This window comes from Corynebacterium sp. HMSC072A04, assembly GCF_001809235.1.
Lineage (GTDB): Bacteria > Actinomycetota > Actinomycetes > Mycobacteriales > Mycobacteriaceae > Corynebacterium > Corynebacterium hiratae.
Genome location: NZ_KV796783.1, coordinates 1 through 18,396 on the forward strand (window position 1 = coordinate 1; position 18,396 = coordinate 18,396).

The 18,396-nt window shown below is 60.8% G+C and carries 19 protein-coding genes; 6 read left to right on the forward strand and 13 right to left on the reverse strand.

Features of this window, described 5'->3' with window-relative positions; genetic code table 11:
• Window positions 1-284: 284 nt before the first annotated feature.
• Genes HMPREF2565_RS06135 through HMPREF2565_RS06145 form a run of 3 tightly spaced genes read right to left on the reverse strand, consistent with a single transcriptional unit; the run spans window position 285 to window position 2,442 of the window.
• Complete coding sequence (locus tag HMPREF2565_RS06135; RefSeq protein ID WP_046648802.1) at window positions 285-1,271, reverse strand: hypothetical protein; 987 nt, start codon at window positions 1,269-1,271, stop codon at window positions 285-287.
• Window positions 1,271-2,071: an ATP-binding cassette domain-containing protein gene (locus tag HMPREF2565_RS06140; RefSeq protein ID WP_071407027.1), complete on the reverse strand. Its 801-nt coding sequence runs from the start codon at window positions 2,069-2,071 to the stop codon at window positions 1,271-1,273. The genes HMPREF2565_RS06135 and HMPREF2565_RS06140 overlap by 1 nt, the downstream gene beginning before the upstream one ends.
• Window positions 2,068-2,442 carry a GntR family transcriptional regulator gene (locus HMPREF2565_RS06145; protein ID WP_046648800.1) on the reverse strand — a complete coding sequence of 125 codons (375 nt, stop codon included), beginning with the start codon at window positions 2,440-2,442 and terminating at the stop codon, window positions 2,068-2,070. The genes HMPREF2565_RS06140 and HMPREF2565_RS06145 overlap by 4 nt, the downstream gene beginning before the upstream one ends.
• A gap of 225 nt (window positions 2,443-2,667) precedes the next feature.
• Here HMPREF2565_RS06145 and HMPREF2565_RS06150 point away from each other — a divergent pair, with 225 nt between their 5' ends.
• Complete coding sequence (locus HMPREF2565_RS06150; RefSeq protein WP_046648799.1) at window positions 2,668-3,906, forward strand: NYN domain-containing protein; 1,239 nt, start codon at window positions 2,668-2,670, stop codon at window positions 3,904-3,906.
• 115 nt (window positions 3,907-4,021) lie between these two features.
• Here HMPREF2565_RS06150 and HMPREF2565_RS06155 read toward each other — a convergent pair whose 3' ends face one another.
• Entirely contained in the window at window positions 4,022-4,846 is an 825-nt protein-coding gene (locus HMPREF2565_RS06155) for a PspA/IM30 family protein (protein WP_070681798.1), read from the reverse strand.
• Window positions 4,847-5,001: 155 nt separating this feature from the next.
• Window positions 5,002-5,367 carry a thioredoxin gene (trxA, locus tag HMPREF2565_RS06160; protein ID WP_046648797.1) on the reverse strand — a complete coding sequence of 122 codons (366 nt, stop codon included), beginning with the start codon at window positions 5,365-5,367 and terminating at the stop codon, window positions 5,002-5,004.
• 149 nt (window positions 5,368-5,516) lie between these two features.
• Between trxA and HMPREF2565_RS06165 the strand changes: the two genes are divergently transcribed.
• The 4 genes from HMPREF2565_RS06165 to HMPREF2565_RS06180 are packed head-to-tail and all read left to right on the forward strand — an operon-like array spanning window position 5,517 to window position 9,733.
• Entirely contained in the window at window positions 5,517-5,717 is a 201-nt protein-coding gene (locus HMPREF2565_RS06165; protein WP_070681795.1) for a heavy-metal-associated domain-containing protein, read from the forward strand.
• 5 nt (window positions 5,718-5,722) lie between these two features.
• A complete protein-coding gene (locus tag HMPREF2565_RS06170) occupies window positions 5,723-7,894 on the forward strand; it encodes a heavy metal translocating P-type ATPase (protein ID WP_071407028.1) in 2,172 nt (723 codons plus the stop codon).
• A gap of 11 nt (window positions 7,895-7,905) precedes the next feature.
• Window positions 7,906-9,240, forward strand: coding sequence for an MFS transporter (locus HMPREF2565_RS06175; RefSeq protein ID WP_071407029.1), 1,335 nt, complete (start codon window positions 7,906-7,908; stop codon window positions 9,238-9,240).
• Window positions 9,230-9,733: a VanZ family protein gene (locus HMPREF2565_RS06180; RefSeq protein ID WP_369816118.1), complete on the forward strand. Its 504-nt coding sequence runs from the start codon at window positions 9,230-9,232 to the stop codon at window positions 9,731-9,733. Before HMPREF2565_RS06175 ends, HMPREF2565_RS06180 begins: the two co-directional genes overlap by 11 nt.
• A gap of 1 nt (window position 9,734) precedes the next feature.
• Here the strand turns inward: HMPREF2565_RS06180 and dnaB are convergent, their stop codons facing one another.
• The 8 genes from dnaB to HMPREF2565_RS06220 all read right to left on the reverse strand — a co-directional run bounded on the left by dnaB (window position 9,735) and on the right by HMPREF2565_RS06220 (window position 17,669).
• Window positions 9,735-11,159, reverse strand: a complete 1,425-nt coding sequence (gene dnaB, locus HMPREF2565_RS06185) for a replicative DNA helicase (RefSeq protein WP_046648794.1) — start codon at window positions 11,157-11,159, stop codon at window positions 9,735-9,737.
• Window positions 11,160-11,827: 668 nt separating this feature from the next.
• Entirely contained in the window at window positions 11,828-12,280 is a 453-nt protein-coding gene (gene rplI, locus HMPREF2565_RS06190; RefSeq protein WP_010187895.1) for a 50S ribosomal protein L9, read from the reverse strand.
• A 46-nt stretch (window positions 12,281-12,326) separates the two neighbouring features.
• The gene (locus tag HMPREF2565_RS06195; protein ID WP_046648793.1) at window positions 12,327-12,920 is read right to left on the reverse strand and encodes a single-stranded DNA-binding protein; all 594 of its coding nucleotides are present in this window, start codon (window positions 12,918-12,920) and stop codon (window positions 12,327-12,329) included.
• 51 nt (window positions 12,921-12,971) lie between these two features.
• Complete coding sequence (rpsF, locus tag HMPREF2565_RS06200; RefSeq protein WP_175973876.1) at window positions 12,972-13,262, reverse strand: 30S ribosomal protein S6; 291 nt, start codon at window positions 13,260-13,262, stop codon at window positions 12,972-12,974.
• Between the two features lie 147 nt (window positions 13,263-13,409).
• On the reverse strand, window positions 13,410-13,592 hold the full coding sequence (locus HMPREF2565_RS06205) for a hypothetical protein (protein WP_046648791.1): 183 nt from the start codon (window positions 13,590-13,592) through the stop codon (window positions 13,410-13,412).
• Window positions 13,589-14,944: a glycosyltransferase family 87 protein gene (locus tag HMPREF2565_RS06210; protein ID WP_070547069.1), complete on the reverse strand. Its 1,356-nt coding sequence runs from the start codon at window positions 14,942-14,944 to the stop codon at window positions 13,589-13,591. Before HMPREF2565_RS06210 ends, HMPREF2565_RS06205 begins: the two co-directional genes overlap by 4 nt.
• A gap of 63 nt (window positions 14,945-15,007) precedes the next feature.
• Window positions 15,008-17,233 carry a transglycosylase domain-containing protein gene (locus HMPREF2565_RS06215; RefSeq protein WP_070547014.1) on the reverse strand — a complete coding sequence of 742 codons (2,226 nt, stop codon included), beginning with the start codon at window positions 17,231-17,233 and terminating at the stop codon, window positions 15,008-15,010.
• 76 nt (window positions 17,234-17,309) lie between these two features.
• On the reverse strand, window positions 17,310-17,669 hold the full coding sequence (locus HMPREF2565_RS06220) for a DUF5318 family protein (protein ID WP_070510184.1): 360 nt from the start codon (window positions 17,667-17,669) through the stop codon (window positions 17,310-17,312).
• A 170-nt stretch (window positions 17,670-17,839) separates the two neighbouring features.
• On the opposite strand from HMPREF2565_RS06220, the gene HMPREF2565_RS06225 reads away from it, so the two are divergent.
• Window positions 17,840-18,319, forward strand: coding sequence for a MarR family winged helix-turn-helix transcriptional regulator (locus tag HMPREF2565_RS06225; protein WP_046648788.1), 480 nt, complete (start codon window positions 17,840-17,842; stop codon window positions 18,317-18,319).
• Window positions 18,320-18,396 lie beyond the last annotated feature (77 nt).

The following is an 18,396-nucleotide window of genomic DNA, read 5'->3' on the forward strand; positions in this document are numbered from 1 at the left end:
CATTGGCACACTATTGAGTTCTCAAACATCGTCACCACACAGCCATACGGACCGCTTTAAGCGAAACGCAGTACTGCGAGTAAAGAAAATATTTGTTGTCAGGGCCTGTTTTCCTACCGCCTCGCTTCAAGAACCTGAGTTCCTGTGGGGCGCTGTCGGTCGCGCTGACTCATATAAAGTTACACACGGCCTTGATAAAACACAAATATGCACTTCAATGAAGTTTTTTACCCCTTCTTGAAGTGCACTAAAACAACCTTTTTAACGCAGACATTGGATGGCGCTCAGTGTGCCCCAAACCAGCCCATGAGGCCCGGGCTAAACACGTTGGTCTTTTTAGCCATCCGGGGATATGCGGCAACCCACACGACGTAGATGATTGCCATCCCTGTGAGCGTCCACCACACAGAGATCTCAGAGTTAAGTAGCCACGCAAGCAACACGGCAGCAATGGCTCCGACCGTGACAGCCGTATAGGGCCATGTCTCTTTGTCGGTGATCGCAAAGCTCACGAGAACGGCAGCCATTGCAAGGGGAACGATGGTGAATCCGGCGAGGCTTCCGGTCCACATCAACGTCACCACATCAGTGACAGCTCCCAAGCCCACTGGAATCGCGGTACACAATAACGTCGCTGTGGACCAGGCCGCGCGTGGAACGCCAAAGGTCACCGCATCCTTCATCGAGCTGCGAACCGCGTCAGCCACTAGCGGCAGGACAATCAACGTGACTATGGCGCCTACGATGCCCACACCCTTATCCCACAGCTTGCTCACCACGATGTTTATCGCAGTTGCGATGGCTATACCGAATGCAGCCCACATCCACGCGCGAGCTTGAGGGCGCAACACAATCTGGGAGACCGGGGACGCTGAGAACCAGCCCGTCGAAGAATCACCATCGCTGCCTACGATGAGGGAGCCAGTGGTCAGTCGTGATGGCTCAAAGCGTTTCGTCATGCACACCACCCACATGAGCGCCGGCGCAATGAGGACCCACCACGGGAAAGCCCAGGGTGCGCTGACAAGAAGGAGCAAAAGCGCCAGGGAGGCATTGATTCGCCGGTGCCCGTTCCAGACGCGCGTACTGAGACCAAAGGTGAGGTAGCGCGAGAAGTCAGGCTGGACCAGGTAGAGCTGGAGCGCCATAAGGAGTGAATACCCGATGGCCCAGCCTTGCCCACGGTCCATTCCCAGCACCGGAAGGATGACAATCCACAAGGCGTAGAAGAAGCTGATCCAGCTCAGCGCCATATGCCTATAAAGCTTCATCACGCCTCCCCCAATGCCAGAACTGCCTGTTCGAGGGATACCTCGGTGGCGCGAAGCCCCATTTCCTGGGCCATGGCAAAGACGTTGGCGGTGTGGTTGGGGCGGGCGTCGACAAGCACACGGTCAGCGACGGCTGAGGTTTCGCGCTCAAGCACCGGGAGCTGCAGGCGCCCCAGCGCGCGATCGAGGGCTTCGGCAGAGCCAGTGAGCTGGACGACACCCTCGATGAACTCATCGATGGGGCCGGACAAGGGGTTGTCCCCCATCAGGGCTACGGTATCGAGCAAACCGGAAAGCTCGTTGAGGTGGTGGGTGGAGACGATAATGGTGCGGCCGTGCTCTTCACGCAAGACCTCGTAGAACACCTCCCGCTTGGCGGCGTCAAGGCCGAGGTAGGGTTCGTCGAGAAGCATGTACGGCACCCCCGAGGCCACGGCAACGATGAAGCTCGCTGCGGACTTTTGCCCGCGGGAGAGGCCCGAGTAATTCTTCATCGGAAGCTCGAAGCGCTCGACCAATTCCTCGGCGCGCTCCTTGTTCCAGGTGGTCCAGCGCAGGCTGGATACAGTGAAGACCTTCTTCAGGTTCCAGCCTTCGGGCAGGGGGTTATCGATACCCATGAGCACGATCTTGTTGAGGACTTTTTCATTGTCGTAGGGCTTGTCACCATCGACGGTGATGCCGGAAGCATTCAGCTGACCGGCGATTTTACGCAGCAAGGTGGTTTTGCCAATGCCGTTGGGGCCGACGAGGCCGTGCGTGAGGCCGTCGTCGAAGGTGAAGTGCGGAGTAGAAATCATGAGTAGAGTCCTCGACTTTCTGCGACAAGGTCGATGAGGTCATGGAGTTGCTGGCGGGTATAGCCCAGGCGCACGGCTTCGTCGATAAGCGGCGCGGCGTACTCGGCCGCGAATTCCTGGCGACGCCGCGCCCGGATCAGTTCGGCGGCGCCAGAGGTGACGAACATGCCGATGCCTCGGCGTTTTTCGAGGATTCCGAGATCCACGAGGAGGGTCAGCCCCTTGCGGGCGGTCGCGGGGTTGATGCTGTGGAAGGCGGCGAGCTCATTCGTGGACGGTGCCTGGGCACCCTCAGCGAGAGTGCCCTCGATGATGGCGTCCTCGATGAGCACCGCTATCTGACGAAAGAGCGGCTGCGCGGAATTGTCCATGCAGACCCCTTAGCTGGTTGGTTACTCATGTAACTAACCATATAACCAACCTTCGGCCAGGGCAAGGTCTTCCCATTCCATATCTTTGACCTGGGAATTTCCTCAAGGTTATCGACGTTTTGTGACTAATGGGGCACACTGGACTACACCGGCCGTAGGCTGGAAGACCTCACAGAAGTGACCTAAGAAAATTAGTTAGAAGAAATAGAACGGAATTTAGGAGCCATGCTTGAACGAACACTTGTCTTCGTTGACACGTCATATCTACTCGCCAGTTTCTATAACTCCTGGGAGACGGGCGCCCGTGCCCAGCTAGAGATTGATTTACCCGAAGTGGTCAGCTCCCTCGGTTCGATGATTGAAACCCAGGTGGGCAACCGCGTTCACCGCCAATACTGGTATGACGGAATCCCGGATACCGGCCCCCACCGCTACCAACGCGCACTGCGCGTCTGCGACGGCGTCCAGCTTCGCACCGGCCAGCTCATCGAGTGGGGCGAGCGCCGCACACAGAAAGCCGTGGACACCCGCCTTGTCGCCGACATGATCGTCTCCGCCATGAAGGGCCAAGTCACGGACTTTGTTTTGGTCTCCGGCGATGCCGACATGATTCCCGGCGTCCAAGAAGCCGTGAACAACGGCGTGCGCGTGCACCTCTATGGCTTTGGCTGGGATTCGATGTCCTCGGCGTTGCGCCATGCGTGCGACTCCACCACCATCCTGGATCCGCGGGAAGACTTCGCCGACGCAATGGAGCTCGAGGTCCTCGAAGGGCCGCTGCCGCCGACCATCCGCGAGCCCCAGCACTCCGAGGACGGCAGCGAGGGCGAAGCCGTTGCCACCGATGAGCACGCAGAGGAGTGCGACGAGCCCACCGAGGCGCAAGCCGCCTTCCCCTCCGCCCCCAAGCCCGGCCCGGCCACACCTTCTGCCGCCGCGACGGACGTTGCCGCGACTGCCTCTCATCCCGAATCGGCTGCGCCCGATACCTCCCGCAAGGAAGAGGAGCCTCTCCCCTCCGGCGAGCAGCCTTCCGCGCCCGGCATCGACTCGCAGGAGCCTGCGGGCGAGGAAGCGGACGCAGCCCCCGAAAGCTCGAAGCCAACGCCCAAGCCAGCTGCGCCCAAACCTTCGATGATGGCGCCGCGCCGCAAGCTGCGGTCGAAGTATGTTCCGCTCCCCGAAGAAGTGTGGAGCTCCGCCGGGTTCCAGTCCCCCTTTGACGTGGGGCAGCAATATGCCTCGTGGTGGTTCGACAACGCCGCGAGCGCCGATCAGCGCGACCAGGCCCACCTGCTCTCGGGCGGCGGCCTGCCCCCGGAGATCGATCGCCCGCTGCTGCAGTTCGCCTGCGAAACGCTGCACGAGTACACGCTGACAGAAACCCAGCGCGTCAACCTGCGCGATGGCTTTCACTCGGGCATCCGCGGCGTGCTCATCAATATCCGCCGCCAAGATAGCTAAACCGAAAATCGTCAAAAGGGACCTTGGAGAGCGTGGGGTTCTGAAACACCCCGGCCGCGCTGCGCGGCCCGCTCTAGAAGGTCACTTTTCTGTGTAGTGGCTTGCTTCGCAGTGGCTACTGCTTGCCCTCGGCGGAGTCCGATTCGGCGTTGGCATCACTAGCATCAGAATCGGCGCCGGCCTCAAGCGCTTGGTCGCTGGCGAAGGGCGAGTTTTCCAGCTCCTTGCTCTTGGCCATCTCGGCGCGAATCTCGTCCAAGCGGGACGTAGCGGCCATGTCGTGGCCTGCAGCCGTGATCTCCTGAATGCGGCTACCCCCCGCCGCCTGATGGAGCTCCTGGGCGCCGAGCGCATCCGCGTAGCGCTTCTCAATCTTGGCGCGCACCGAGTCCAAGGTCGGCGTGGAATCATCCGGCTTGAGCTCGTTCATTGAGTTCAACGCCTCGGCGTTCTTTTCCTGCATCGCTGCCTGATCTGCCTGGGACAGCAACTGGTCCACCTGCGCCAGTTGCTCCTTCAGGCGGGCCTCCGACTGCTGCTGCTGTGCCTTCGCCTGCTCGGCAGCCTGGCTAGCCGCCTCGTGCTGCGTTTTCAGGTTAGCCAGCTCGTTTTCCACGGCGACCAGCTGGCTCGCCACGACCTCTGCCGCCTGGTTGTACTCGGCGGCCTTCTGCGGATCCTCAGAGGCATCCGCCAACTCCAGCGCCCGGCGGGTCTGGTCCTGATAATCCTGCTGCGTCTTCACCAGGCGGTTGAGCTGCATTTCCAACTGGGTCTTGCGTCCAATAATCTCCGCTGCGTGTTCGGAAATCTCGCGATGCTGCTTCTTCGCGCCTTCCACGGCCTGCTGGATCTGGACCTTGGGGTCAGCATTCTCATCGATCTTCTGATCGAAAGAAGCCATCACATACTTCCAGCCTTTGCTAAATGGATTTGCCATCGCACTCACTCCTTTGTGGTTCCTGCAGCAGTAGTTAATGCAGCTCTTATTGGTGCCCTATATAAAAAGACGCTTTCCTGCGAGTGTAGCGATACTCACAGGAAAGCGCGCGCGGCAGGCCGCCGGGCCCCGCCGCAGACAAGGACTAACCAGTTCTATTCCGCCTGCTGGCTCTCCACCTGGGCGCGGACCTCGTCCATGTCGAGGGCCTTAACCTGGCCAATGAGATCCTCCAGTGCCGCCGGCGGCAGAGCGCCAGCCTCGCGGAAGACCAGGATGCCGTCGCGGAACACCATCAAGGTGGGGATGGACTGAATCTGCAGCTTCGCGGATAGCTCCTGGTTGGCCTCGGTATCCAGCTTGGCGAACGTGGCATCGGGGTGCTCTTCAGATGCCTTCTCAAAGACTGGGCCGAAGCGCTTGCACGGGCCGCACCATTCCGCCCAAGCATCGACGAGCGTAATGCCGTCGCCGGAAACGGTCTCCTGGAACGTGTCCTCAGTGATGTCAATCGTTGCCATGTCTTTTCCTATCAGTCTCGGGGATATTTCTCGGTTCTATCAACCCCCAACGGTACACAAGACTCGATTATTCCTTGCCCACATACCCCAGGGGGGTATATCCTCGACAGTGACATTAACCCCCAAGGTAAGGAGAAGGATCCACCACCATGAGCACCACAACCTACACCGTTAACGGCATGACCTGTGGCCACTGCGAGCTTTCCGTCAAGGAAGAGATCTCAGAGATCAGTGGCGTCACCGACGTTACTGCCGACCACACCACCGGCGCCGTCACCGTGACCGGGGAGGGCTTTAGCGACGACCAAGTCGCCGCCGCCGTCGCCGAAGCTGGCTACGAGTTGGCCTAAGCACCATGACTACCAGTCTCACCCTCGGCATCACCGGGATGACCTGCACGTCGTGTTCCTCCCGCGTCGAGCGCAAGCTCAACAAGCTCGACGATGTCCACGCCACGGTCAACTTCGCCACGGAGTCAGCCTCCGTGAGTTATGACCCTGCAACGACGACGCCCGCCGATCTCATCGACGTCGTCGAAGGCGCAGGCTACGGAGCATTCACCATGAACGGTGAGGGGGAGGAGCCGGCCAGCACGGCGGAGGATGCTCGCGAAAGCGAGGCCTCCGACATCCTGCAGCGCACTCTGATCTCCGCGGCGCTCTCGCTACCAGTGATGCTGCTTTCCATGGTCCCGGCCCTGCAGTTTCAGCATTGGCAGTGGGCCTGCTTGATGCTCACCACACTCGTCTACGTCATCGGCGGAGCACCCTTCCACCGGGCCACCTGGGCCAACCTCAAGCATGGCGCCGCCACGATGGATACTCTCATCACTCTGGGCACCACCGCGGCTTTCGGTTGGTCACTCTACGCGCTCTTCTTCGGTGATGCCGGGATGCCCGGCATGACCATGCACATGACGCTACGCTCCAATGACGCGCAGATGGACCATATTTATCTCGAGTCCGTCGGCATGGTTATCACGTTCCTGCTGCTTGGACGATGGTTTGAGCTCAAAGCTAAGGGGCGCTCCTCCGAAGCGCTCACCACGCTGCTGACCATGGGAGCTAAGGAAGCCACCGTGCTTCGCGACGGTACCGAAACCCGCATTCCCGCCAGCGAGCTCCACGTGGACGATGTTTTTGTTGTCCGCCCCGGCGAGAAGATCGCCACCGATGGCGTGGTCCTCAACGGCCATTCCGCCGTGGACGAATCCCTTCTCACCGGCGAGTCAATGCCGGTTGAGGTTTCTCCCGGCAGCACGGTAACGGGCGCGACCATCAACGCCTCGGGTCGGCTCGAGGTACGCGCCACCCGCGTCGGGTCCGACACCGTCTTGGCCCAGATGGGCGCGCTCGTCACTGCAGCCCAGACGTCGAAAGCCCCGGTCCAGCGCCTCGCGGACCGTATCGCCGCCGTCTTTGTCCCCATCGTCATCGGCATCGCGCTCCTCGCGCTCCTGGCACACCTGTGGGTCGGCGGCGTCGCCCCGGCCTTCGTGGCCGCCGTCTCCGTCCTCATCATCGCGTGCCCGTGTGCCATGGGCTTAGCGACGCCCACCGCAATCCTCGTGGGCACCGGGCGCGGCGCCGAACTGGGAATCCTCATCAAGGGCCCAGAGATTTTGGAATCGACCCGCCAGATCGACACCATCGTTCTGGACAAGACCGGCACCATCACCGAAGGCCAGATGTCGGTGGGAGCAGTCCAACCTACGGCAGGACGCACGCAGCAGGAAGTTCTCCGCCTCGCGGCCGCCGCGGAACAGGGTTCCGAGCACCCCATCGCACGAGCCATCCGCACAGCCTACGACGATGAGCTCCCCGCGGCCGAGGGCTTCCACGAGCTTCCCGGCCGGGGAATCGAGGCAACGATTGAGGGCTCCCGGGTGCGGGTGGGCCGGCCGCCTGCGGGCTATGACGGCACCGGGACGCAGGTGGGCGTCTACGTGGACGATGACCTGGTGGGAACCATCGAGCTACAGGATCGCATCAAGGAATCCTCCGCCGCCGCCATCGCCGCAATGCACAAGCTAGGGCTTACACCCCACCTACTCACCGGGGACAACGCCGGCGCGGCGCATACAGTGGCGCGGGCCGTTGGCATTGATGATGCCAACGTGACAGCGGAGGTCATGCCCGCAGACAAGGTAGAGACTATCGCTCGACTGCAGGAGCAGGGGCGGACCGTGGCCATGGTGGGCGATGGCGTCAACGACGCCGCGGCGCTCGCGCAGGCGGACCTCGGAATCGCGATGGGTGCGGGAGCCGACGTGGCCATCGAGGCCTCCGACATCACGGTGATGAACAACGACCTGCGCTCCGTTGCAGAGGCGGTGCGGCTCGCGCGCAGTACCCTGCGCATCATCAAGGGCAACCTTTTTTGGGCCTTCGCCTATAATATTATTCTTCTTCCCGTGGCAGCGTTCGGGCTGCTCAACCCCCTATTGGCGGGGTTGGCAATGGCTCTGAGCTCAGTCTTTGTGGTGACCAATTCTTTGCGACTTAAAAGCTTTACCCCCGCGGAGTAAGCTTAGCCTGCATGAATCGTCTTGATCATCGCTCTGTCTCACGCACGGAGAGGCTCGACCGCCTTCCCGTCACTGGAAAACACAAACGTCTCCTCTTCGGCTCCGGCATCGGCTGGGCGCTCGATGCCATGGACGTCGGTCTCATCTCCTTCATCATGGCCGCTCTGGCCGTGCACTGGGGGATCACGCCGACCCAGTCCTCGTGGCTGGCGTCCGTGGGTTTCATCGGCATGGCCTTGGGTGCCACCTTCGGCGGCCTCTTGGCCGATAAGTTCGGCCGCCGCCACATCTTTGCGCTAACCCTGCTGGTCTACGGCCTCGCGACGGGCGCCTCCGCCCTCGCAACGGGCCTCACACTCCTCATCATCCTGCGCTTCTTCATCGGACTTGGCCTCGGCGCCGAGCTGCCGGTGGCCTCCACGCTGATCTCCGAGTTCGCACCCCTCAAGGTCCGCGGGCGCATGGTGGTCTTGCTGGAGGCCTTCTGGGCCGTGGGCTGGATCCTCGCTGCGGTAATTGGAACGTTCGTCGTGGGGGCGTCGGAAAGCGGCTGGCGCTGGGCCCTAGCACTCGGCATGGTGCCCGCCCTCTATGCCCTCTATGTGCGCCTTCACTTGCCTGAATCAGTACGCTTCCTGGAGTCGAAGGGCCGCCACGAGGAAGCAGAAGAAATCGTCGCCTCCTTTGAAGCCGAGGTGGATGAGGCGGACATCGACCGCACGACCCCGGCACCGACCTACTCCGAGGAAGATGTCACCGCCACCAGCATCTGGTCGAAATCCCTGCGCGGGCGCACGCTGGCGCTGTGGACCATCTGGTTCTGCGTCAACCTGTCTTACTACGGCGCCTTCATTTGGATTCCGTCGCTGCTTGTCGCAGACGGTTTCTCCCTGGTGAAGTCCTTCAGCTTCACGCTGATTATCACCCTGGCCCAGCTGCCCGGCTACGCCGCAGCGGCCTGGCTCATCGAGGTCTGGGGACGCCGCTCGACCCTGGCGACCTTCCTCGTGGGCTCTGCCCTGTCCGCCGGATTCTTTGGCTTCGCCAACACTGAGGCCATGATCATCCTGGCCGGTTGCCTGCTCTCCTTCTTCAACCTGGGCGCGTGGGGCGCGCTGTACGCCATCGGCCCGGAGCTCTCCCCCACCGCCCTGCGCGGGCGCGGTACTGGTGCGGCCGCGGGCTTCGGCCGACTCGCCTCCATCCTGGCGCCGCTTATCGTTCCGCCGCTCATCGCGGTGGCGGGCACGGGCTGGCTCTTCGTGCTGTTCGCAGCGGCCTTCGGACTCGCCGCTGCGGCGGCACTGACCCTGCCAGAATTCAAGGGTAGGACCCTTGCTCAATAGGATCGCCCTTGGCGCGTGGGTCGCGGTCATGGCCGCGCTCACCACGCTTAAGCCCTTCTACCAGATCGGCTACCTTTGGAAGCCGGAGAACCAGCGGGTCCGTGACCTGCGTTTGGTGCCACTTGATGAGTTCTCCGGAGGCACCTGGTTTGGCCCGCTTTTTGAGTATGCGGGCAATACCGCCTTTTTCATTCCTTTCGGCATGCTCGTCTTCAGCATGTGCCGATCAATCAAGGCAACGGCCGCGTGGGGATTCGCGCTGAGTTTGGCGCTGGAAACAGTCCAGTATGCCTTCGCGCTCGGACGCACTGATATTGATGACCTCATCTTCAATACGATCGGCGCGCTCATCGGCGCGGCATTCGCCCGGCTGTGCGGCGAGCGCTTCTTCCCCGTGTGGCGGTGGCTGGCGCTCGCCGCGGCTGCGGTCTTCCTGGTCTTGGTCATCCTCGGCCCACGGTTGGGTGACCCCAACGCCGTCGTGGACCTGTAATTTAACCGTGCGCCATGTTGACGAACTTGGAGTAGTGCAGCTGGTGCGCCACCTTCACCGTGTCGATCGGGCCGCCACGGTGCTTGGCCAGGATGATATCCGCCTCACCGGCGCGGGGATCATCGCGGTCTTGCGAGTCCGGGCGGTAGAGCAGCATAACCATATCGGCGTCCTGCTCCAGCGAGCCGGACTCACGCAGATCCGCCAGCTGCGGCTTCTTATCGGTACGGGATTCCGGGCCACGGTTCAGCTGCGAAATAGCGATGAGCGGAACTTCCAGTTCCTTGGCCAGCAACTTGAGCTGGCGCGAGAACTCCGAGACCTCTTGCTGGCGGGACTCCACCTTCTTGCCCGAAGACATCAGCTGCATATAGTCCAACACAATGAGGTCGAGCCCGTGCTGCTGCTTCAGACGGCGGGCCTTCGAGCGGATCTCCATCATGGTGAGGTTCGGGGAATCATCGATGAACAGGGGAGCATCCTGGATGCGATTGAGGGTGTCATCGATCTTGGCCCAATCCTCCGTGGACACGCGGCCACCGCGCATATCCGACAGCTTCACTTCCGCCTCCGCTGACAACAGGCGCATGACGATCTCGGAGGCAGACATCTCCAGGGAGAAAACCACAGAAGTCTTGTTGTGCTGCAGAGAGGCCGAGCGCATGAAATCCATGGCCAGCGTGGACTTGCCCACACCAGGGCGGGCGGCGACGATAATCATCTGGCCGGCACGCAGGCCATTGGTCAGGTTGTCGAGGTCGATAAACCCTGTGGGCACGCCCGACTCCACTCCGTTTTGTTGCAGGGCGGCGAGCTCATCGATCGTGGGGTCGATGAGATCACTCAGCGCACGGTAATCCTCGGTGGTCTTCTTCTGCGCCACGGCGAATACTTCCTGCTGGGCGCGGTCCAGCACGGACTCTATCTCCATGTCTTCGGAGCCCTGGAAGCCGAGTTGGACGACTCTAGTACCGGCGTCCACCAGCTTGCGCAGCACCGCCTTCTCCGCGACAATCTCCGCGTAGTAGCGGGCGTTAGCCGCAGTGGGCACCGTGGCCAGCAGGGTATGCAGGTAGGGCGCACCGCCAACGCGTTCAAGGTTGTTATAGCGATCGAGACGGGCCGCAACAATCACCGCGTCAATATCCGTGCCTGCCGCGTAAAGATCGATCATGGCCTGGTAGATGAGCGTGTGCGCAGGATAGTAGAAGTCCTCCGGCTCCAGCTCCTCAATGACCTCCATGACCGTATTCGGGCTCAGGAGCATGGCGCCGAGGACGCCCTGTTCGGCCTCGCGGTCCGCGGGCGGCTGGCGAAATTCGCCGTAGCGCTTTGGCTCTTCCTGCCGGTAAGAGCGGCGAGGTTCCTCCTCTACCGGCTCCGGCGGCGGTGGAACGTGGTCGTCGTCAAAACTGGCATTAGTCATTGCTCATCAATCCCACCGTTCATTAGTCCCACCCTGGCCGTGCCTGAAGTTCTCACTCTTCTCCGCGCCGGACGGCCAGGCTTCGATGCAGTGCCAAGCGGCAACCGCGCGTAGTACACAACAGTGTAGCCGAGGGTCAAGACACTACCCCTTGGGCATAACTCTCACAGTTATCCACAGAGAGCTGTGGAATTCCCAGGTCAGCAAAGACATGGTGTACAAAGCCAGAGGTCAGAGCTGTGGATAACTTTGCAACGCTGTGACCAGCGAAGATTATTCCTGCAGGTCAAGGCGCGTTTTTTGAGGTGTGAAAATACGCACAAATTCCGTGGAGAAGTAGGGCCATTACCCCGATATCGCCGCTACCAGCGGGTTAACACATGGCGGCATGAGTGAATTCACCGTTAACTGAACGCAGGTTTATCCACAGGCTGGGAGAGTTATCCACAGGCCGCGCTTGGCGACATTTCCCTGCCTCCCGCGGTGCTAGATCTCCAAAAAGGCGACCCCGCGTAAAACGGCGCAAGGCCGTGCTTCCTCTCACCACCTCACATAGTGAAAGGAGCACGGCCTTAAAGCCTTGCTGTTGTCTTAAGGTCACATCCTGCGTACCGGCGCCGCGCCTCACACGCGGGCGAACGGAGGGTGACCGTCGTGCGCCTTAATTCTTAGGCAGCGACGACCGAGAAGTTCACCTTGCCGATAACGTCAGCGTGCAGCTTCAGCTCGACTTGGTAGTTGCCGGTCTTCTTGACCAGGCCCTTGGGCAGCACAACGATGCGCTTGTCCAGCTTCGGGCCGCCAGCGGCGGCAACGGCGTTCACGATGTCCTCAGCGGACACGGAGCCGAAGAGCTTGCCGGACTCGGAGGTCTTCACGGGGACGTTAACGTCCTTGAGCTCCTCCAGCTGGGTACGGATCTCGCGTGCGTGGTCCAGGTCGCGGATTGCGCGAGCTTCCTGGGCGCGCTTGATGCCCTCGATCTGCTTCTCAGCACCGCGGGTAGCAACGATTGCCAGGCCGCGCGGAAGCAGGTAGTTACGTCCGTAGCCGTCCTTAACCTCTACAATTTCGCCGGGGGCGCCGAGGTTCTCAACGGCAGCGGTGAGGATCAGCTTCATGATCCCTGCCTTTCAATTGAGTTAAATGAATACTTGCGTGACAGTCTTAGAACGGGGGTTCTGCATCCGCACCACCAAAGCTTCCCGCTTGGGGTGCAGAATTCCACGGATCGTTACTCGGAGCCGACTGCTGCTGAGACTGCTGCGGGGCAGAGGACTGGGACTGGTTTCCAGAGAAACCGCCCTGGTTTCCGGAGAAACCACCTTGGTTGCCGCCGCCGTAGTTAGCACCACCCTGCTGCTGGCCGCCACCATAGTTGCCGCCGCCGTTGCCGGACTTGCGGTTAACCTGTGCGGATGCATAACGCAGGGACGGGCCGACCTCATCAACCTCGATTTCAAAAACAGTGCGGTTTTCGCCCTCACGGGTCTGGTAAGACCGCTGGCGCAAACGGCCAGTAACGATAACGCGCATGCCCTTGGTCAAGGTCTCCGCAACGTTTTCTGCGGCTTGGCGCCACACATTGCAGGTGAGGAACATGGCCTCGCCGTCCTCCCACTGGGAAGTCTGCTGATTATAGCGACGCGGGGTGGAGGCAACACGGAAATTTGCCACTGCGGCACCCGCTGGGGTGAAGCGCAGTTCCGGGTCGGCCACAATGTTGCCGACAACCGTAATGTTGGTATCTCCCTGAGCCATGTCTTTACTCCTTAATATCGGTTACGTGGATTGCTCGAAACCCAGTATCCGCTATTTGCTGTCGGTGCGCAGAACCTTGGTACGCATAATGGAGTCGTTCAGGTTCAGACGGCGATCAAGCTCGAGAACCGAGTGGGATTCACACTCCAGCTCCACGACTGCGTAGATGCCCTCTTCCTTCTTGTTGATCGGGTATGCAAGACGGCGCTTGCCCCACACATCAACCTTTTCGACTTTGCCGCCATCCTTGCGGATCGTTTCGAGGAACTTGTCTAGGGACGGGGTTACGGTGCGCTCATCCTGGTTAGGATCCAGAATGATCATGACTTCGTAGTGACGCACGGACCTCATCACCTCCTATGGTCTAGTAATTGGTATCGGCCATATCACCTTTGCGGATATGGCAGGAGGGTCTGTTGCGTCAAGCAACCCTCACACAGTACCGCACTGACCGGCGGAAAAGGAAATCCCCCATCTCCTCGGCTGCCGCTAGTGGGTCGCCGCGACGAAGATCGCCGATCCCGCCGGGATCACCGTGAGAAACAGCAAAGCCAGCAAGCCCAGCACAACCGGCCAGGTGCGGTCTTGAGAGCGCTGAAACAGGTAGTAGGCGCTCAACACACAAAGGAAGCCCAGCGTGATGGAGACGATGCCCACGATGGTGATAGTCATCGTGCAAAATCCCCCGCCAACGGGTCCCTGCCGCCATGAGCGGCGCGGACCTTGTCCTCAGACTTGCCCCACATCTGGCGGATAATGAGCACGCCGATGGCAATGATGAAGCCATCGCGCGTCAGCACCGCGATATCGAGCATCTCGTGCGGCAGGCCCTTATTTTCCGAGCCGAGCATGTGCCAGGTGAGGATGGGCCAGAGGAGGGCGTCGGCAAGCGCCCAGCTAAAGATGAGCCGCCACCGCGGAAGCGCCAGGAGTGCCGGGACGACCAGCCACAGGGAGTACTGCGGGGACCACACCTTGTTGAAAATGAGGAAGGCCATGATGATGAGGTAGATCATTTCGGCTACTCGCGGCGCGCGCGGCGCCTTGAGACCCAGGATGGCAATCGCCCCGCAGCTCACCAGGAATGCCACGAGCGAGAAGGTGTTGAGGAATTCGGGCTCAAAGCTCACGCCCGTCACGCGGCTCAAGAGCGCATAGATCGTGGTCCATTCCGCACCGCGTTCTTGATTGAGCCGGAAGAATTCGCGCCAGGCCTCGGGGTAGGCGAGCGCCACGGGTAGGTTCACCACGAGCCACGTCACAGCGGTTGCCACGAACATCTTGAAGAAAGGCGCCCACCGCTTGTGGCGGATGGCCAACACCAGAAACGCGCCCAAGATAAACAGGGGCCACAGCTTGAATGCCGTGCCGAGCCCGATGAGAATGCCGGCGAGCCAGTTCTTGCGTTTTTTCACGGCGAGAAGGGCACCCACCATGAACGCTACCGACGGGATGTCCCAATTGGTGAAGGCGTGGATGACCACGAGCGGGCTGGCCGCCATGAGAATGGTATCCCATGCCCGGTTGCCCGTGAGCTGGAATACCATGACCACGGTGCCGACCCACACGAGGGACAAGATGAGCGTGGTCAGCCCAAAGTACCAACTGACCTCGGCCATACCAATCCACTCGACAGCCGGATACGTGGTGCGCGCCAGCCAGCCGACGACCCCCTGGAACAGGCCCGCCAGAACGGGGTATTCCATGTAGCGCGTGAGGTCTCCCTCCACCCAGGAGTAGGCATAGGGAAAGCCAGGTTGGTCCAAGCCGCGCCCACCATAGAGCGGCACGATGTCGTTATAACAAAAGGACGTGTACTGGCGGTTGCCATCCCAGTTCAGGCTGATGAGGCCGTCCTCGCCCCGGCGGCTGCCCGCACAGGTTGCCTTACTCAAGAATCCAAACGCCAGGAACGTCCACGCCAGCGTGATGATGACGCGCAGCGGCGTCCACCAACCAGAGTGGGACGAGCGGGCGAAACGCCCCGTCGGCCCGCCGAGGGCATTGACGGCGCCACGGGTCATCGATTCGGATGAGAGTGGGACAAGCTGCGAAGAAGTGTGATGGCTCACCGGGGGATCAATCTCCTATTGGCCAAGCAGTTGGTCGAGGCCATCTCCATTAAGGATGTCATCGAGCGAAGGTACTTCAGGGTTAGCGGGTTGCTCAGGTTGCTCAGGCTGGGCCGGCTGCTCTGGGCTACCGCCCTGACCCTCGTCGTGGTGCTCGCCGCCCTCGGCAGGTGCTTCCTCTTCACCCTCGGTGCTGTCGCTCTCCGGGCTCGCCGGCGTCTGGTTCCACGTGGTGGTCTGGCTCGGATCATAGACATATCCCGAGCCCCAGCTGCCGACGCCGTAATGAACCGGATAAGCCTGCGGGAAGGGCTGCTGCTCCACGTTGGCCAAAGAGGTGTCCAAGATGGACTTCCAGATCTTCGTCGGTGCATCCGAGCCGTACATAATTCCGCCCCACTGATTAAAGATCGCGGAGGTGTTATCGGCCGTGCCTACCCACACTGCTGTAGCCAGCTGTGGCGTGGAACCAACCATCCAGGCATCTTTGTTGGTGCCCGTATCACCCAGCTGTGTGGTACCAGTCTTGGAGGCCGACGGACGTCCACCGGCCAGTGCACCGTTCGACCATGCGGCAATCGGCTGCATCGCGGAGATCACGTTGTTGGCCACGTTGGCGGAGACGCGGCGCTCACCGCCATCGGTCGGGTTCTCGTAGAGGACTTCGCCAGCCGTGTTTTCCACCTTCTGCACGAAGTGCGGCTGGTGCCACACCCCCTGGTTGGTCAGGGTCGCCATTGCCGTCGCCATGTCGAGCGGGCGGGACTGGTACTGGCCCAGCACGACTCCCTCGTACGGCGTGCCACCGTTCTCCGTCAATGTCTTCTCGATCCCCGGCAGGCTGCGAGCAACGCCCAATGCGTGCGCCATGTCCGCAGTGTCCTGCATCTTGTTTTCCAGGTCATCCTGGAGGCGCAGGAAGGACGTGTTATAAGAATTCTTCAGCGCCTCAGCGATGGAACAGCTTCCGCAGCCGCCGCCCACGTTGTTCACGGTCTGCGAACCGGGCAGCTGGTACGGCGCGGAGGAGTAATACGTATTGAGGTCGATGCCCTGCTGAAGAGCTGCGGCCAGTGCCATGATCTTAAAGGTCGAGCCGGTCTGCAGCGGCGAATTGGCATAGTCCCAACCATTAGAGTCATCGCCGCCGAAGTAACCGCGTACAGCGCCCGTGGCTGGGTCGATCGTCACGGCGGCGGCGCGGGCGTCCTCTTGCAGCACAGCAAGCTGTGCGTGAGCGGCGTCCGTCGACGCGTTCTGCACGGTCATGTCAATGGTGGTGGTCACCTTGAGGCCGCCAGTGGCAAGCTGGTCCTCGGTAATACCCACGCGGGACAGCTCATCAATGACCTGGTTCTTGATGTGGCCATAGGCACCCGGCGCTTCGGTGTAGGCAGAATACTCAGACGGATCGCGGGTCTCCGGGAAGACGAGCTGATCGCGTTCAGACTGATCCAAGTCACCCATCTCAACGAGGCCATCCATGACGTAATTCCAGCGAGCTTGGGACCGTTCCTCATCTACCCACGGATCAAGGACGGACGGGGACTGGATAACACCCGCCAGCAGCGCGCCTTCTTCCTTAGTGAGGTCCTTGGCGTCCTTATTAAAGTACGCATTGGATGCAGCCTCGATGCCATACGCATTGCGGCCGAAGTAGACCGTGTTGAGGTAGGCGTTGAGGATGTCCTCCTTGGACCATTCGTTGGTCATCTTCACCGAGTAGATGAGCTCACGAATCTTGCGGACGTAGGAGTACTCGTCACCAACGAGAGTATTCTTCACATACTGCTGAGTAATCGTCGAGCCACCACCGGCGGAAGCATCACCGGTGAGCTTGCCCAAGACGGCACGGCCCAGACCTGTAAAGGAAAAGCCCGAGTTGGTCCAGAACTCGCGGTCCTCGGCCGCGAGGACAGAATCCTCAACGTAATCCGGGATCTCATCCAGGGTCACCTGGCGGCGGTTGCCCTCCGGTGGAACTAGTTTGGCCAGCTGGGTTTCGCCGTCGCCGGCGACAATCGTGGAAATCTGGCTCGGCTGCAGCTCCTTGGGCTCGGGGACGTCGTATTGCGTATACGCGTACCCAAAGAGCAAGGCGGGGATGCCGACAATTACGAATAAGACAGCGAGCACGATCCACGGCCAGCGGCGTGTGCGGCCGGACGAACGCCTACTCCTGTGCGAGGCGCTCTTCTTGCGATTACCTGACTTTCGCCCGGAGGTTTCCTTCTCGGTCACTAATCCGTGTCCTCATCAATCCTGTACAGAAACTGTAAATACATGCAGCTTACCGGCGTGAACTGGGAAGCCAAAACTACCTTCGAGCATAGACCGTGGCCGCTCGAAGCAGATGATTCCAGCGGCATGCCGGGCACACTTCCACGAAATGCACTGTAAACTCCAGCCCCTCGGCCGCCATTTCTGCAATTTCCGCCGCGCTACGCGCGCTTCCCGCACGGCGCTTTAAAGAGTCGCCATAAACCCAGCGGGTCAGTCGCAGCTCTTCGCCGCACACCGGGCACGGCTTCTGCATGTCAACGCCGTGGTGCTCCGCCGCCGCGCGAAGGAGAAAATCAGCATCACACAATTCTTCGCGCGTCACTTTTCCCGCGCGAAGCTCGCGCAGATGCTGTGCGCGCTCCCATTCATAGGAGACTTCGTTGCGGTAGGCCACTTCTGGCCTTGTCTTTGCAGACTCTGCCTTGGACGGAGAATTCACGCCGGACAGTGTAGTGCGGGCAGCGTCAACAATCTAGGCTCTCTTTGGGCGCTTCGTGACGCAAAACCTAATTTTTTACTCGGCTAACTACCGCCGCGAGTGGATCGTAGCTACACTTATTTTCCATGAGTGAAGAAACTATCGAATCCCCGATCCCCTACGAGGACGCCCTGGATGTTGCCCGCCAGATCCAGCCCGCGCTCAATAAGCTCATGCTCATCTTCCAACGCACAACGGAGGGCACGTCCCTAACCACCTCGCAGGTCTCGATCATGAATCAACTGCGCCTGCGTGGGCCCTCTCGCGTCAGCACCATCGCCCAAGCAGAGTTGATCCGGATGCCCACCGCGTCCAATGCACTGTACCAATTGGAGCGCCAAGGCTTCGTGGAACGGCACCGCGATGAAAAGGACCGCCGCGGCGTTCTCGTCGCCCTCACCCAGCTCGGCGAATCCGAGCTGACCATCGTCTCCCGCCAGCGTGCGGCAGCTTTGGCCGAGATCCTGCGCTGGCTTGAACCGGAGGACATCAAGGACGCCAATTCTTTGGTCAACCTGATTTCCAAACTCGCGGATGTGTACCGCCCCACCATGGACGGAAAATAGACCAAAAAGCGCCGGTAGAACAGATTTTATTTTAAAGCGTGAAGGGTCGATAATGAAGGAAACGACCCCGATCCTTT

What these genes read in the sequence shown, in the direction of transcription:
- HMPREF2565_RS06195 (WP_046648793.1), bottom strand. Translation starts at nt 12,920, where the DNA reads ATGGCTCAGGGAGATACCAACATTACGGTTGTCGGCAACATTGTGGCC.
- dnaB (WP_046648794.1), bottom strand. Translation starts at nt 11,159, where the DNA reads ATGACTAATGCCAGTTTTGACGACGACCACGTTCCACCGCCGCCGGAG.
- HMPREF2565_RS06165 (WP_070681795.1), top strand. Translation starts at nt 5,517, where the DNA reads ATGAGCACCACAACCTACACCGTTAACGGCATGACCTGTGGCCACTGC.
- HMPREF2565_RS06170 (WP_071407028.1), top strand. Translation starts at nt 5,723, where the DNA reads ATGACTACCAGTCTCACCCTCGGCATCACCGGGATGACCTGCACGTCG.
- HMPREF2565_RS06155 (WP_070681798.1), bottom strand. Translation starts at nt 4,846, where the DNA reads ATGGCAAATCCATTTAGCAAAGGCTGGAAGTATGTGATGGCTTCTTTC.
- HMPREF2565_RS06225 (WP_046648788.1), top strand. Translation starts at nt 17,840, where the DNA reads ATGAGTGAAGAAACTATCGAATCCCCGATCCCCTACGAGGACGCCCTG.
- HMPREF2565_RS06135 (WP_046648802.1), bottom strand. Translation starts at nt 1,271, where the DNA reads ATGAAGCTTTATAGGCATATGGCGCTGAGCTGGATCAGCTTCTTCTAC.
- HMPREF2565_RS06210 (WP_070547069.1), bottom strand. Translation starts at nt 14,944, where the DNA reads ATGACCCGTGGCGCCGTCAATGCCCTCGGCGGGCCGACGGGGCGTTTC.
- HMPREF2565_RS06205 (WP_046648791.1), bottom strand. Translation starts at nt 13,592, where the DNA reads ATGACTATCACCATCGTGGGCATCGTCTCCATCACGCTGGGCTTCCTT.
- HMPREF2565_RS06145 (WP_046648800.1), bottom strand. Translation starts at nt 2,442, where the DNA reads ATGGACAATTCCGCGCAGCCGCTCTTTCGTCAGATAGCGGTGCTCATC.
- HMPREF2565_RS06175 (WP_071407029.1), top strand. Translation starts at nt 7,906, where the DNA reads ATGAATCGTCTTGATCATCGCTCTGTCTCACGCACGGAGAGGCTCGAC.
- trxA (WP_046648797.1), bottom strand. Translation starts at nt 5,367, where the DNA reads ATGGCAACGATTGACATCACTGAGGACACGTTCCAGGAGACCGTTTCC.
- rplI (WP_010187895.1), bottom strand. Translation starts at nt 12,280, where the DNA reads ATGAAGCTGATCCTCACCGCTGCCGTTGAGAACCTCGGCGCCCCCGGC.
- HMPREF2565_RS06150 (WP_046648799.1), top strand. Translation starts at nt 2,668, where the DNA reads ATGCTTGAACGAACACTTGTCTTCGTTGACACGTCATATCTACTCGCC.
- HMPREF2565_RS06140 (WP_071407027.1), bottom strand. Translation starts at nt 2,071, where the DNA reads ATGATTTCTACTCCGCACTTCACCTTCGACGACGGCCTCACGCACGGC.